The organism is Rheinheimera sp. KL1 (assembly GCF_001275035.1).
In the GTDB taxonomy this organism is placed as follows: domain Bacteria; phylum Pseudomonadota; class Gammaproteobacteria; order Enterobacterales; family Alteromonadaceae; genus Pararheinheimera; species Pararheinheimera tangshanensis.
Genome location: NZ_LAMX01000018.1, coordinates 26,191 through 40,816, shown reverse-complemented (window position 1 = coordinate 40,816; position 14,626 = coordinate 26,191). Strand labels below are relative to the sequence as shown.

At 47.7% G+C, this 14,626-nt stretch carries 15 protein-coding genes and 1 pseudogene; 6 read left to right on the top strand and 10 right to left on the bottom strand.

Annotated features, from left to right (window positions below):
* Positions 1-15: 15 nt before the first annotated feature.
* Positions 16-780 carry a hypothetical protein gene (locus WH43_RS20545; RefSeq protein WP_053424290.1) on the bottom strand — a complete coding sequence of 255 codons (765 nt, stop codon included), beginning with the start codon at positions 778-780 and terminating at the stop codon, positions 16-18.
* Between the two features lie 239 nt (positions 781-1,019).
* Between WH43_RS20545 and WH43_RS08995 the strand changes: the two genes are divergently transcribed.
* Positions 1,020-2,066 carry a sensor domain-containing diguanylate cyclase gene (locus tag WH43_RS08995; protein ID WP_082335729.1) on the top strand — a complete coding sequence of 349 codons (1,047 nt, stop codon included), beginning with the start codon at positions 1,020-1,022 and terminating at the stop codon, positions 2,064-2,066.
* A 72-nt stretch (positions 2,067-2,138) separates the two neighbouring features.
* Here WH43_RS08995 and WH43_RS08990 read toward each other — a convergent pair whose 3' ends face one another.
* Complete coding sequence (locus WH43_RS08990; protein ID WP_053424289.1) at positions 2,139-3,659, bottom strand: amidohydrolase family protein; 1,521 nt, start codon at positions 3,657-3,659, stop codon at positions 2,139-2,141.
* A gap of 148 nt (positions 3,660-3,807) precedes the next feature.
* On the opposite strand from WH43_RS08990, the gene WH43_RS08985 reads away from it, so the two are divergent.
* Together WH43_RS08985 and mqo are read left to right on the top strand one after the other, a co-directional pair.
* Positions 3,808-4,872: an AraC family transcriptional regulator gene (locus WH43_RS08985; RefSeq protein ID WP_053424288.1), complete on the top strand. Its 1,065-nt coding sequence runs from the start codon at positions 3,808-3,810 to the stop codon at positions 4,870-4,872.
* Between the two features lie 235 nt (positions 4,873-5,107).
* Positions 5,108-6,744 (top strand): annotated as a pseudogene (gene mqo, locus WH43_RS21075) (malate dehydrogenase (quinone)).
* Between the two features lie 67 nt (positions 6,745-6,811).
* Here mqo and WH43_RS08975 read toward each other — a convergent pair.
* Complete coding sequence (locus tag WH43_RS08975; protein ID WP_053424287.1) at positions 6,812-7,264, bottom strand: DUF4826 family protein; 453 nt, start codon at positions 7,262-7,264, stop codon at positions 6,812-6,814.
* A gap of 105 nt (positions 7,265-7,369) precedes the next feature.
* Here WH43_RS08975 and WH43_RS08970 point away from each other — a divergent pair, with 105 nt between their 5' ends.
* Positions 7,370-8,041, top strand: coding sequence for an RluA family pseudouridine synthase (locus WH43_RS08970; protein ID WP_053424286.1), 672 nt, complete (start codon positions 7,370-7,372; stop codon positions 8,039-8,041).
* A 43-nt stretch (positions 8,042-8,084) separates the two neighbouring features.
* Here the strand turns inward: WH43_RS08970 and WH43_RS08965 are convergent, their stop codons facing one another.
* A complete protein-coding gene (locus WH43_RS08965) occupies positions 8,085-8,672 on the bottom strand; it encodes a TetR/AcrR family transcriptional regulator (protein WP_053424285.1) in 588 nt (195 codons plus the stop codon).
* Between the two features lie 134 nt (positions 8,673-8,806).
* Between WH43_RS08965 and WH43_RS08960 the strand changes: the two genes are divergently transcribed.
* Complete coding sequence (locus WH43_RS08960; RefSeq protein WP_053424284.1) at positions 8,807-9,199, top strand: RidA family protein; 393 nt, start codon at positions 8,807-8,809, stop codon at positions 9,197-9,199.
* A gap of 4 nt (positions 9,200-9,203) precedes the next feature.
* On the opposite strand, the gene WH43_RS08955 is transcribed toward WH43_RS08960, so the two are convergent.
* Positions 9,204-9,617, bottom strand: coding sequence for an Rrf2 family transcriptional regulator (locus WH43_RS08955; protein ID WP_053424283.1), 414 nt, complete (start codon positions 9,615-9,617; stop codon positions 9,204-9,206).
* 150 nt (positions 9,618-9,767) lie between these two features.
* On the opposite strand from WH43_RS08955, the gene WH43_RS08950 reads away from it, so the two are divergent.
* Positions 9,768-10,433: a class I SAM-dependent methyltransferase gene (locus tag WH43_RS08950; protein WP_053424282.1), complete on the top strand. Its 666-nt coding sequence runs from the start codon at positions 9,768-9,770 to the stop codon at positions 10,431-10,433.
* Here WH43_RS08950 and WH43_RS08945 read toward each other — a convergent pair whose 3' ends face one another.
* The 5 genes from WH43_RS08945 to WH43_RS08925 form a co-directional block, all read right to left on the bottom strand.
* Positions 10,434-11,402, bottom strand: coding sequence for a PA2778 family cysteine peptidase (locus tag WH43_RS08945; RefSeq protein WP_053424281.1), 969 nt, complete (start codon positions 11,400-11,402; stop codon positions 10,434-10,436).
* 5 nt (positions 11,403-11,407) lie between these two features.
* Complete coding sequence (locus WH43_RS08940) at positions 11,408-11,785, bottom strand: PA2779 family protein (RefSeq protein WP_053424280.1); 378 nt, start codon at positions 11,783-11,785, stop codon at positions 11,408-11,410.
* Between the two features lie 211 nt (positions 11,786-11,996).
* Positions 11,997-13,241: a kynureninase gene (gene kynU / locus WH43_RS08935; RefSeq protein ID WP_053424279.1), complete on the bottom strand. Its 1,245-nt coding sequence runs from the start codon at positions 13,239-13,241 to the stop codon at positions 11,997-11,999.
* The gene (locus WH43_RS08930; protein WP_286049597.1) at positions 13,241-14,188 is read right to left on the bottom strand and encodes an alpha/beta hydrolase; all 948 of its coding nucleotides are present in this window, start codon (positions 14,186-14,188) and stop codon (positions 13,241-13,243) included. The genes kynU and WH43_RS08930 overlap by 1 nt, the downstream gene beginning before the upstream one ends.
* Positions 14,189-14,277: 89 nt before the next feature.
* Positions 14,278-14,523 (bottom strand): EF-hand domain-containing protein, encoded by a 246-nt coding sequence (locus tag WH43_RS08925; RefSeq protein WP_053424405.1) that lies wholly within the window; start codon positions 14,521-14,523, stop codon positions 14,278-14,280.
* Positions 14,524-14,626: the final 103 nt, after the last annotated feature.

Genomic DNA, 14,626 nt, shown 5'->3' with positions numbered 1-14,626 from the left:
CCAGCGCATGCATCACTACATAAAAATTGGCGATATCGGCTGCTTCGCCATAAGCAGTAGTGCGGATAGGTAAATAGCTAGTTTGGAGGCTATATCAGCCCGGAATGGCGCCAGAATACCAAAGAGCTCAGTGGTGAGCTGGGCATCAATCATATCGTAATGCGGGTTATAAGCTGGCATACCGGTAAAAGGTGGCAGAATATTTTGCTGCATTAAATCAAACGCTTGCTGATTCGATACCCATAAAAAATTTTCCGGTTTGCCTTCGGCTGTTTTAAATGGAGTTTCTGAATCTTTATAAATATGCGCCAGCCAGCCATCGCGGATTTGCTCTGCGCTTAGCAGTGGCTTTTTGCTGTCATGCATCAGCTGCAGATAAATATATTCAATATCGCTGTCATCATCCGAGCCCCAGACTTCATCTTTATCCGCCAGCACCCAATCGATAGTGGCTGATAAATTACTTGGAATACCCTGGCCCCAAATGCTGGGCTGATCTTTTGTTTGCCAGTCTTTACGGGTATAAAACTGCCCTGCAGGCCCATCGCCGCCAATTTTGTCCATCTCAGTCACCAGCCCTGTCCAATTGGCAATGCTGAGCCCCAACCAAAAGCCATGCACCTTGTCGGCATAGAGCTTTTTACTCAGTGTATGGGCGCCTTCTGTAACGCCGGAACATAACGCGGTCTCAACTTGAGGTTCGGCATAAAGCACTGAAGGAGTGGCTAAAAGACCAGGCAAGAGCACAACAGAAACAAAAAAATACCAGACAGATTTCATAGCAAACTCAAAATGAAAGCACTTACATCCGTTCTGTTATGCTGTGTGTTAGTCAGAATGTCAAGCCTCTGCATAGTTGTCAGGCAGAAATGCTGTCTCCCGCATTCAGGCTAATAGCACTGAAATGGCTATCAAAACTTTAACCCTGCAACGCATTCAGGTGAAAATACCAGCTTCAATTCTCTATGCTAGAGTTGAATCAACCTGTTCGTAAATTGTGCCTGTGAGTGCTCAGCCAAATGTCTAAACAAAACAAATGCCAAGTTAGTGACAATCAGCAAACCGCTGCGGCTTTTGAAGCAACACAGCAAACTCAAGTTGGACCTGACCAGCACCTACATCCAAAACATTTGCAAGACCCTAATTTACAAGACCCTAATTTAAAAGACATAGTGCAGCTGGCTCGTTATATCTGCGATGCGCCTATAGCCCTGGTGACCAGAGCTGACGAAAAAGAACTGAGTTTTATCGCCAATATAGGATTTTCAGGTAGCTCAGTTGCTGTCAAAGAGTCATTTTGCGTTCATGCGATGGACGCTCCGGACACTGTGATGGTAGTGCCAGACGCCAGGCTGGATTCAAGATTCAAAGAAAACCCTATGGTGTTGGGCGAGCAGGGCTACAGATTTTATGCAGGCTCCCCTTTAGTTAGCCCACAAGGCAAAGTGATCGGCACTATTTGTGTTTTTGATTATATAGCTAAGCAACTGAATCAAAAGCAAATTGAGTCACTGCAGGCATTATCAAGGCAAGTTATAGCCATGTTGGAGTTAAAAAAACTCAGCGAACAGCTGCATCAAACCAGCATGACAGACGCCTTAACAGGAGTGCACAACAGAAGAGCTTTTGATCAGCGGCTAGACTACGAATTTTCCCGTTGGCTCAGGACTGGCCAGTCTTTTGTGCTGGCGCTTATCGATGTCGATCATTTTAAGAGTTTTAACGACAGTTTTGGTCATGCGGCTGGCGATCAGGCCTTACATCAGGTTGCGGCCGTACTTCAGCAACATAGCCGCAATTATGACTTTTTTGCCCGTTATGGCGGCGAAGAGTTTGCACTGATACTGCCAGGGACAGATTTAGTATCCGCCTACAAAAAACTGGAACAGTTAAGGCAGCTGGTCGCCAATCATCCCTGGCCACTGCGGCCTTTAACCATCAGTATTGGCTTGGCTGCAGCCGAAAACATGGCTCAGCAAAAACAACTGCTGGAAGCTGCCGATCAGGCTCTGTATAAAGCGAAGCATCTTGGCCGCAACCAAAGCAGTATTTTTTCTAAGCATTAAGTGAAGAAGCTGAAATAGATGTCATCGCAAGACAAACCAGCTGAGCCTGTTGGTTTGTCCTGCGGCTAACTTTCACTTCAGTCGAGTTGCAGATAACTCCGCATGCTGTATCGCCTTTCCTTTGAGGATCACTAGTTCAATTTGATCATAAGCGGTGACAGTCTGCAACGGGTTGTCAGCCAGCAATAACAAGTCGGCATCCAGCCCTGATTTTACTGAACCTATCTGCCCTTCCAGCCCCAAAGCTTTGGCATTACCACTGGTCATGGAGCTGAACAGCTGAGATAAACTCAAACCTGTTTCCAGCCAGCGGTCCATTTCCCAGCGACCATTAATACCTGGAAACTGACTGTAAAATGGACCACTTGGCGTGTCGCTGCCAAATTGCAACACAGCTCCTCTTTGGTTTAAATCTGCCGTCATCTGGCGCACCGTATTCAGAGGTTGCTGATAAGCTTGTTTAATCTGCTGATACAGCTCTGCCGGATTTTTTGCTGGCGCAAAATTACCGGCCAGTTCCCTGTTCATCCACTGCCCTGCTTGAGTTTGATACCACTGAATCAACTGTTGGGGGATGGCATGCTGTACTTGTGGATTTTGGAAAAATGCCGGATTCAGTAATTCCTGCTCACCGTACAGCACCTGAATGGTCGGCTGAACCGCAATTCCGGCTTTGACCAGTTGGTCGGCAAGCTGATCCAGCTTGTTGTGATTATGCCCTGGCTTTGCATCTTTATGGGGATGCCATAAACCATGCACCAGCGTATTGACCTTGGTGTCGAGCGCAAACTCATAAGCAGCCTGCGAATTACCATGCAAAAACACCGGCAACCCACGCTGTTTGGCCTGTGCGACTACAGCTTTCATCAACGTCACAGAAGGTACGGGGAGGTTACGCTGTGCACCAAAACCTGTTTCATAAAAGACCTTGATGCAACGAGCGCCCTGCCGTTTTGCCAAAGCCACCACAGCTTCCGGGCTATGTTCTGCTTTGTTAAAACTGGCCGGATACACAGCAGGTTGAGCAGGGTCGTACAACATATACTGGCTGCCCTTTAACTGAAACTGACCTTCTTTGCCAAAAAACACCGCCGGGTAGCCATTAGGGATCACCACCGGTGCACAAAAATAGGCTTTAGGGCATGCCGGTACGCTGTTCCAGTTGACAATAAAATCCGCATCGCCAGTTAAATCCAGCACTGTAGTAAAACCAAAATAAGCATAACTACGTGGCATCTGGGCTCTGGCTTGTTGCAGCATAGGCTCATCTTTTGCGTCATGCCCCTTATAACCAGGCACGCCATCTAAGTGCACGTGGCTGTCAATGAGCCCTGGGACCAGATACTTACCAGTCGCATCAATCTGCTTATCAGCTTGCCCCAGCTTTGTGCCAATAGCCTGAATTTTGCCGTTATTAATCAGCACATCCTGTGCAGCTGAAACTTGCGGATTGTTTCCACTGATACCGTCACCAATAATGCTGACATTACGGATCAGCAAAGACTCGGCCAGCACAGGGGCAGTGGCCATCAGCAAACTTAAAACACTGAGACTGACAAAACGGCTTTTGCTAGAAATTAACGAGTGGCGCATAAAAAGTCTCCTGAGGTGATGAACTGCCAGCAACTTTGTACTTTTTTGTCCTTATGCTCGACTCAAAACAGCATCGAGGTCTTAAAAAACAGGTTTCAGGTCGCCTTAGCTACAGCTATGATGAGGCATAATTTAAAAGGCAGATCAGATGCTTAGTTACATTACTTATATTCAGTCGGCTAATGCTTTGCTTTGCCTGCTGTTAGCAGCGCAATTCTTGTTTATGACAGCTTTGCGGCCCTGGCCTAAACGTCTGCTGGGTGTTAGCTATCTGCTGTATGCCCATCAAAGTATGGTGCTGATTGCTGTGCTGCATGGACAAGCGGGTGCCTTAGGCTTGCTGCGTCCTTTGGTGGCGATGTGGCTTGGGCCTTTGTTGTATCTGTATTTTTGCTTAGTACAAAAACCCGATGCTCAACTGCGCTGGTCTGATGCTTTGCATTTTGTCGCAGGTACAGCGGTGTTTGTGATTTTGCTCGGCAGCCAACTGCTAATAAACGGCATTGACCTTGCCATTATGGCCAGCTTTATTTTGTATTTCCTGCTGATAGCCTTTCGAATGCGGCAAGGAAAACAAGCCTTGCACCATCTGGGCACTTTGGCCTCCCCTGCGTATCGCTGGTTAGCTTGTCTGTTGCTGATTGCACTAATCAATATTGGCTGTGAAATAGCGGTGGTTCAGGAAATTCAGGCTGGCGTAAAACTACAGGACTCAGTGGCACTTTTTGTCTCGGGCTGTGCCTTTTTCCTGCTGAATATCGCCACCTTGCTGGCCGCTTTACAGCGCAGCAATTGGCTGGAATGGATGTATTTACTGGGCTCGCAACCTGAACAAAAAAGCTTAAGTGCTGAAGATCAACAACGAGCGGCCGACATCATGCGACGTTTTGAACAACTGGTAAGCAAAGAGCAACTGTATAAACAGGAATTTGGTATTACCTTGCCGCAGGCTGCTAAAAAGCTGCAGTTACCAGCCAGACAGCTTTCGAACGCTATCAATCAGTTGTATGGCCACAGTTATTCGGTCTATCTGAACGATCAACGCATCAATGAGGCTAAACGTTTGTTGCTGGAAGAACCTGAGCTGTCAGTGATTGACGTGATGCAACAGGCAGGCTTCAGCAGTAAATCTAATTTTAATAAAGAGTTTTTGCGCGGCGTCGGTATGTCACCCTCTGCATATCGACTCGCAGTCAGCTCTGGCCAAAATTAGTCTGCAAAAGTTGTTACTTTATCTCTGATTGCCTTGTATTTCGCGTTCTGCGCTACAATAGAGGCGGCTGGGCAGCTTTGATTTCCTCCCACATTCGCACGGGGAGTTTTGTATTGCGAATGTTTCAGTCCTGCCTTAAGACATCTCAATCAAGCTTTACATGTTGTCCGGCTGCGCAGCAAGACGCCTTACTACAGAGCTGCATGTGGCTTACTTTTAGCGAGTGGAGAACACTATGGTAAATAAAACGCGTGCTGTACTGCTAAGTCTGGTGATGACCATCACTCTGGCTCAGGCGCAGGCTGCCGAGACGAAAAAGGTCGATGTGCTGCTGGTAGGCGGTGGCATTATGAGCGCGAGCCTGGGTATCTGGTTAAATGAACTGGAACCTGGCTGGTCGATGGAAATGGTTGAACGCCTCGACAATGTGGCTGAAGAAAGCTCAAACGGCTGGAACAACGCTGGTACTGGCCACTCAGCTCTGGCGGAGCTGAATTACACACCTGAAGATAAAGACGGCAAAGTCAATATCAGCAAAGCCATTGAAATCAACGAAGCCTTTCAGGTGTCCCGTCAGTTCTGGGCCTGGCAGGTGAAAAACAATGTGCTGAAAAACCCGCAGTCTTTTATCAACTCTACACCTCATATGAGTTTTGTTTGGGGCGATGACAACATCAAGTTTCTGAAAAAACGTTATGAAGCATTAAAAGCAAGCCCGCTGTTTAGCGGCATGATGTATTCAGAAGATCCAGAGCAAATTAAGCAATGGGTACCGTTGATGATGGCTGGCCGTGATCCTCAACAAAAACTGGCTGCGACCTGGAGCAACTTAGGCACAGATGTCAACTTCGGTGAAATTACCCGCCAGTTTGTCAGTTACCTACAAACCAAGCCTGAATTTTCGTTAAAACTATCAAGCGAAGTGCAGGAAATCAGCCGTAACGCCGATGGCAGCTGGCATGTGGAATATGAAAACCTGAAAGATGGCACTGTAACTGAAATAGATGCGAAGTTTGTTTTTGTTGGGGCCGGTGGTGGCGCATTAAAACTGCTGCAAAAATCCGGTATTCCTGAAGCTGACGAATACGCTGGTTTCCCTGTAGGGGGTTCTTTCCTGGTGACTGAAAATGCCACTGTGCACAACAGCATATGGCGAAAGCTTATGGTATTGCCTCTGTTGGCGCTCCTCCTATGTCAGTGCCGCATCTGGACACCAGGGTGCTGGATGGCAAACGTGTCATTTTGTTTGGCCCTTTTGCGACCTTTTCTACCAAGTTTTTAAAAGAAGGCTCGTACTTTGATCTGCTAAGCAGCGTCACCACTCATAACATCTGGCCTATGACCAAAGTAGGTGTTGATCAGTATCCGCTGGTTGAATATTTGGCAGGCCAACTGATGCAGTCAGATGACGACCGTTTTGCCGCTTTACAGCAGTATTTCCCGGAAGCCAAAAAACAAGACTGGCGTTTATGGCAGGCAGGTCAACGCGTACAAATTATCAAAAGGGACGAAGAAAAAGGTGGCGTGTTAAAGCTCGGCACTGAAATAGTCATTTCAGAAGATGCCAGCATCGCGGGCTTACTTGGAGCATCGCCAGGTGCATCAACTGCTGCTCCTATCATGCTGACGGTGTTAGAAAAAGCCTTTAAAGATAAAGTAGCAACACCAGAGTGGCAGGCAAAGATCCGTCAGATAGTGCCAAGTTACGGCACTAAACTAAACGACTCGCCTGAGCAGGTACAACAAAGCTGGAACTACACAGCGCAAGTGCTGCAATTGACTCCACCGCCAGTGATTAATGCCGCAGCTATTCCGGCTGCTGCAAAAGATAAACCACTGGAAAGCAAAGCAGCCAGAGATATGGCGCTGTAATAACTCTGTATAAAACATGGGGCTCGCGAATGAGCCCCTTTTTATCACCATGAATCAGCTACTAAGGCTAATCGCTTTCCCACATATCATCGTCACTGGCCCAGAGCTTTAATAGCTCGGCCTGCCGCGCTAACTGTGTTGCTTGTTGTGACAAATCCCCTGTCAGTAGCGGACTGCCGGTCCAGGCTGTGCCTTTCGCTGCAGCAGCTGCCAAGGCAGCCCATTTTTTAGCAAAAGCAGCTAAAGCTTCACGGGGTTCAGCACAATCTTCGGCGCTTAAAAAATCAAAAGCTACAGGCTGCGGCTGCACTCCTGTGGTATCACCAGCCAACACCCAATGCCCGACAAACCCCGGATCAGTCGGATCTTCTACTGCCCACAAACCTACATAAGGTGCGGCATACCATTCAGGCCAGTCACAAATCACACCATGCGGAATATTTTGTGTTTTTACATAAGTTTCAATAGCGGCAAACTGTGCATCACACCAGGCCCAGTCTTCTGCTTCATCCAAATCCATATAACAGCCCTTGCTGGCTAAAAAAACGCTATTTTCGCCAAGTTAAAGCAAGGCAGCAAGCTTTGATTTCAAGTACACTCTGCGCCAGATTTAGCTGGGATAGTCATGATGACAGTGATAGATACCTTTGTTGCCCCTGCCTGTCATCAGTCGATTGAAACGCTGTATCAGGACGACCATCTTTTGCTGATTAATAAACCTAGTGGTTTATTAAGTTTGTCCGGCAAAAATCCGCTGAATCTGGATTCTGTGCACTATCGGTTAGCTCAGATGTATCCACAAATTACCTTAATACACCGACTCGATCTGGGGACTTCAGGCATTATGCTACTGGCTTTGGATAAAGCTACTAATGCTTTGTTAACTAAGCAGTTTCAAGCCCGTACTGTGATTAAACGCTACCAAAGCATAGTGGCAGGTCATGTTCAACAAGATAGCGGCATCATCGAAGCGCCTATCAGCAAAGATAAAGCCTTGTTTCCGCGCTTAAAAGTCTGTTTTGCACAAGGACAAAAAGCAATCAGCCATTTTCAGGTGCTGGAACGCCTGAACAATCCAGAGCGAACCCGGCTGTTATTGACGCCAGAAACTGGCCGCACTCATCAGCTACGGATCCACTGTCAATATCTCGGACACCCTATACTGGGCTGTGATTTATATGGCAGCCTTGATACACAGGCTATGGCGCCACGGCTGTTATTGCATGCTGCAGAGCTGGAGTTTGATCATCCGATCACATTACAACGTACGACGATTAGCAGCCCTTGCCCCTTTTAATTCCATTCAGACTGTCCGTGCTACAGCAAGCGACCTTACTTCGTCAGCCTTTCACCAAAAACCCCGAAGCGAGCAAATTAAATGCCTCAAGTGTTTTTGGCAGCATTGCCTGCGGATTAGCGCTGGACGCCAGCCAAAGCGCAGCGTTTAAAGCGGCGCCGTTTAGCAACATAGCGGCAGCCTCTGGATCCACAGCTTTTACTATGCCATTTGCCATAAGCTGCTCCAAAGTCGCTTTGGTCGACTGCAGGCAGCGATTCTGACTCGGCCATTGAGATGGATCGCCAAGCACAGCAGGGCCGTCCAGTAACACAATTCGCTGCACTTCAGGGTCCAGCGCCTTTTCAATATAAGCAGCCCCCTCAGCCAACAGGGCTTGCCATGCATCCCCAGCTTTAACGCCAACAGACTTGGCATAGTCCGCCATTTCAGAATCAATCTGATCGACAACAGCCGCAAGCAACCCTCTTTTGTCGCCAAAATTATGGTACAGCGCGCCCCGGGTTAAACCTGCTTCCGCTGTTAAGTTATCCATAGAAGCGGCGGCATAACCTTGCTGCGCAAATGCCTTGCGGGCTGCTGCGATCAGCTTCTCCCGGTTTTCAGCCATTTTTGTTAATCGGATACTCATTCGATACTCCTTTCACATACGCCATGTATGCCACTTGACATACGAAGCGTATGCCAGATATTCTACATACGCCTCGTATGTTAAACCAATTCAACATACAGGACCATTCAAACCTTTGACAAGAGAGCACTACCATGACCAAAAGAGAAGCTATTTTTCCAGCCAACAGACATACACTTTACGAAGAGCATGGTTATTCAGCCGCTATCCGCTCAGGCGATTTATTATTTGTTTCCGGCCAGGTAGGCAGCCTCGAAGACGGCAGCCCGGAAGCAGATTTTGAGCGTCAGGTAGAGTTAGCCTTTGACAATCTTAAAGCCACTCTCGCAGCTGCTGGTTGTGACTTTGACGATATAGTCGACGTTACGACTTTTCATACCGATCCAGAACAGCAATTCGGCACCATTATGAAAGTGAAACAACAGATCTTTGGGACTCCACCTTATCCAAACTGGACTGCTGTCGGAGTGAACTGGTTGGCTGGCTTTGATTTTGAGATTAAAGTGATAGCCCGTATTCCTCAGTAAAGGCCTAAGGGCTTTGTTCTGGCCGCAACTGATCCAGTGTCACCTCGCCAAAACGCTGGATCAATAAAGCCTCCGCCTGCTGCATGCTATCGGCCAGCGCCTTATTCACTTTCTGCTCAATTTTACAGTCCGGATGCTGAGATCGGCTGCCGATAGCAAATAAGCCTGGCCGACCCAGTGCATTGTAGATATCTGCAAGACTGATCTGCTCCAGAGGGCGGGCTAAGCTCCAGCCTCCGCCGTGACCTTTGCCAGACATCACATAACCTGCCTCTCTCAAGCCTGCCATAGTGCGACGAAACACGGCCGGATTAGTCCCCATGTTCTGCGCTAACACCTCTGAAGTTACAGGCTCTGTTGCATGCTCAAGATGCAATAAAACATGCAGCACGTCAGACAAACGTGTGTCTTTATTCATTATTTAGGTCCTTCATTCCGTCATCTATCCGCATGTTTGACAAAAACCACAACTTACGTATCATTTGATGATACCTGAAATTCATCATAAGTAATAAACTAAAGTCTGCCGGACTATTTAGTTTCATTACCTTAAATTCTGGAAAAAGCCATGAACAACCACTTTGTACAACCTCCTGAAAACACCTACCTCGAAGGCCCACCACGGCAAGTTCCTGGTTACCATAGTTTACATCGAATGACCGCCATACTGCTGGCAGAACACCTACCTGCCGAAGGTTCTTTGTTGGTATTAGGTGCTGGCGGCGGGCTTGAAATAAAAGCTTTGGCTGAAGCTCAGTCAGGCTGGAGTTTTGAGGGTGTAGACCCTTCTGCGGGCATGTTAGAGCTAGCCGCTGATACAGTGGCCAATTATCAAGACCGTGTCCGCCTTCATCAAGGCTATATAGAAGATGCACCACAAGGCCCATTTGACGGCGCTATCTGTTTGCTGACCTTCCACTTTATTCCACGTGAGATGCGACTTGAAACACTGCAACAGATCCAGCGGCGGCTGAAGCCCAAAGCACCTTTGATTATTGCCCATCATAGTTTCCCTCAAACTGAGCCTGAGCGGACGCTTTGGATCTCGCGGCATTTGGCATTTAGTCATTCGTCACCTGCCCACGCCGAAGCAGTACAAGAAGCGATGAAAACCAAACTCAGTATTTTGGCGCCAGACGAAGAGGAAGCGTTATTAAAACAAGCCGGCTTTTCTGGTATCAGTTTGTTTTATGCAGGCTTTAGCTTTAAAGGCTGGGTAGCTTATGCCGGGTGATTAGCGTGCAGCTGAAGCACATAATTGGGAAGCCGTATTGGTACCAGCTCGAATTTGTTTCTGGCTATCCAGCAGGTTGCTATCATTCGGAGAAATTTTCAGCGCGGCTTCAATCAGGGTGGTTGCTTTAGTCTGGCAACCCTGCTCACTCAGCAGCACCGCATAATTGTTCAGATAAGCTATTTCCTGCCGGGCATAAGGCAGACCTTTTTCAAACCACTCTGCAGCCACCACAGGCTGGCTTTGGAAATAATAATTACCCAGCAAAAAATAAGGCAACCAATAATCAGGCCATTGGCCAGTCGCAGTTTTAAGTGCAGCGATACCACTATCAACCTGTTGAGTCTGCAGTAAATCCTGACTGGCTTTGGTGTAAATAAAAGGATCCAACTGCGCACTGCTTTTCTCAGGCGGTAGCATGGCTAACAGCCAGTAATTCCCCCGCGCCCAGGTGCGTTCAAAAGTGGCAAAGTTTAAGCGATAGGCTTGCGTCACTCCTGTATGCAAAATCACTTCGTTGCTTTGCAAGTCGTAGCCTATCACCACGGCATAATGCCACTGCGGCAACCAGGCCAGAGAGTTATTTTGTAGCACTATGATGGGAATGTTCTCAGCAACCAGACTTAACAACTGGCTCATACTGCCACGCTGCTCATAAGCGACTAAACCCAATTGCCGTGTTGCAGCTGCCATTTCAATTTGCAAAGTTCCCTGTAAACCCGGAATAAAAGTAGCGGGCGCTATGGTAGCAGGGTCTTTTTTCAGGCCATAAAAACCAGCCACTTCAGATAATGTAGTTGGGCCGCAAAAATACTCTTGCTGCGGATAAAATGGCACCTGCGGGATCAGATGCTGACGAGCGATAGCAGGAGGTTCTGCCAGTAGCCGCTTAGTTTGTGGCGGCGTTTGGCAGCCTGTCAGTAAAATCAACAAGCCCGCCAAAAGGCAGGCTTGTCGTAGTAGCACCATTAAACTCAACGGCTAATTGGATTAATAAAAGGATAAACGTCTGTAACGCCTAATAAATCCAGCAGCGCAATAATGGCTAATACAGTAACGATAGCCCCTACAACACCACCTGCGGGCATGTCGTTCATCTGCGTATTCAGCGCGTTCAGCTCTTCGGCCGTCATATTGGCGATACGTTGTTTGGCATCGGCAGGGCTGACACCCAGCTCAATCAGTCTATTCTGCACTTCTGCACTGTCGACAAAAGACAGGACTTGCTGTTTGTTGAAGTTAAACTGCTGCTTAGCAATCACCTGCTCTGAACTAAATACAGCAGCGCTAGCCTGGCTCATGCCAAGAGCTAACAGTGGGCAGAGGATGCTGGCTTTTAAAAATTTATTCATCTTCATTTATCCTTAATTTTTTGTTTTTATAGAAAAAACCGCTTTTAGATAAAATTAAAAGCATTGTCTGGCTCACCTTCATGTGATTTGAAGAGTAAAGCATCTGTGGGCTATGCGCAATCAAGTACGCTGAAGTATCTCCCAACTTGGTTGGAGAGTATGGTGATATCAACAGCAGAGAGCTTGCACTTTAAGAACGCGGTTTAGTCCTTCAGGTTACTTTTTGTCTGATAGCATACTCAGGTTTTAAATACTCTTTGTTCGCAACAATATCGCTCAGTATTTCAACCGCTTGCCACAAATCGACATAACGTAAATACAGTGGAGTAAAGCCTAAGCGCAAAATATCAGGCGCCCTGAAATCAGCAATCACGCCCCGCTTAATCAGAGCCTGACATAAGGCATAGGCTTGAGGATGCTGATAAGCCAACTGACTACCACGCTCCTCCGGCTTTAATGGCGTAATTAAGCTTAATTCGGCTAACGCCGCTTGTTGCTGCACCAACTGATGGAAACAGCTGGTCAAATCCAGAGATTTTTCGCGAATGTGTTGCATGCTGACATCACTAAACACCTGCAAGGCAGCGTCCAGCACACTCATAGAAATTACAGCAGGAGTGCCCGTCAAAAACTGTTCTATACCGTCAGATTTCACGTACTGAGGGCTAAAACTAAAGGGGGTTTTATGCCCCATCCAGCCGCTCAGTGGCTGACGAATTTGCGCATGATGCCGTTTAGCCGCATATAAAAAAGCCGGAGCACCGGGACCACCATTCAGGTATTTGTAACCACAACCTACGGCAAAATCGACCTGCCATGCGTCCAGCTCTACAGGCAAGGCTCCAGCACTATGGGCCAGATCTATAATCACTACTACACCTTGTTCGTGCGCTATGTGGGTTAAACGCTGTATATCCAATAAGCGGCCACTACGAAAATCAACCTGAGTCAGCATTAACACAGCCACTTCACTGGTAAGCGCCTGCTCTAGTTCCTGCTCTGCTACCTCCACTAACTGACAACGGCTTTCGCCCAACAGGCTAGTCAGGCCCTGCACCATATAAAGATCGGTTGGGAAATTACCCTGTTGCGTGAGCACCACAGTGCGCTCTGGCTGCATCAGCAGAGCACAACTTAGCACCTTAAACAAATTCACCGAGGTAGAGTCACAGCAAATCACCTGGCCATTTTCAGCACCAATCAAACGGCCAATTTGCTCACCCACTTTAAAGGGTAAATCAATCCACTGATTGCTGTTCCAGCTTTGAATAAGATCCTGACTCCACTGCCGCGCCAGCACATCCTGGGCGCGCTGCAATGCGCTGCTCGGCATAGCGCCTAACGAATTGCCGTCAAAATAAATACTCTGCTCAGGCAAGGTAAATTCTGCTCTTTTGTGAGCCAATACATCCTGCTGATCATACTGCTGTAACTGTTCGAAGCTTAAAGGTGTCATCACAGTGGGACTAACTCCTGTAGGGTAAGAATTAACTGCGAATATGCAGCGCTTTGTGGATGGATCCAGTCAAAATGCCCTGCCTTTTCCACCATACGATACGGCATGCCACTGGCAGTCGCCTGAGTTGTCGGTACAATTTGATCGGCACTGCCCTGCAATAACAGAGTGTGTGGATGCGCCTTTTGCGCGGTGGGACTGGCTTGCTGATACAGCGCAAGTGCTTGTTCTGGCGATGCGCCGATAAACTGAGCTGTGGCGCTTTGGCAACTATTGCTGCCTTTGGCATAACTGGCCATATCGGTAATAGCAGCTAGGCCAATCACAGCTTGTATTTGTGCGGCTTTTTTGTCGCCTGCTAACTTTTCACCTGCTAAAAGCGCTAACTGGCCACCCGCAGAATGGCCCATTAAGGCGATACGGTTCACATCCACGCCGTACTGTGCAAACTGCGCCTGGGCATAGTGGATGCCTTGCATGACATCGTTAAAACTACCAGGCCAGCCGCCACCTTCGTCACCCACCCTGCGATACTCCAGCGACCATACCGCATAACCAGCCTCAGTCAGCGTCTGACTTAATGCCTTGCTGTGACCTATATCGTAGGCATTTAACCAGCAGCCTCCATGCACAAAAATAACCAAAGGCGGTTTGGTGCTTACTTTAGTTACAGGTAACGACAACAAACCAAACTGCAAAGCCGCTTTGCCATAGGCTAATTTCATGTCCTGGTTTTTTACCGGCAGCGCCAACACGCTGTTAAAACTCACATTGTAAAGCGGCGCAGCAGTCAGTACGGCTGAAGGCTTGGTATCAGTCGCCAGCTCTGCAGTTGGCAAAGTAGCGCAGGCACTCAGCAGCCCAACACCGGCTATCCGTAGTAACCACAACACGGGATTTTTCGTTGAAACACTCTTGAGACGTGGAGAACACTCAACTGCCATCATGATGCGACGCTCTTGATTAAAGGCTTAAGAATATCAAAGGATTAACCATTTGAAACTACTTTATGCTGCGCAGCGGGTTCCAACAGGTTTTAGTATTCCCACCAGCAGTCTTGCCACCAGTCTAAAAACTCGGTGAAATCGATAGAGCCGTTATTGTTCGTATCAATAAGTTTAAAACCTTCTTCCACATGGCTGGCCTTGGTTTTCGGAGCCAGTGCCGTAAGCAACTCGATAAACTCCGCTAACTCAATACGGCCATTGCCGTCGCGGTCAAAAAAATCGAAGTGACTTTTAATTTCTGCAATCTGCTGCTCAGACAACGTCTCTCTGCTCACTGGGATAACCTCGCTTTCTAATAAAATTGTCAGTGTAAAAAATAGTAACAACTGGATGAACGTTACTAAGGATGATAGGTACTTTACAATACCTTACAGTCAA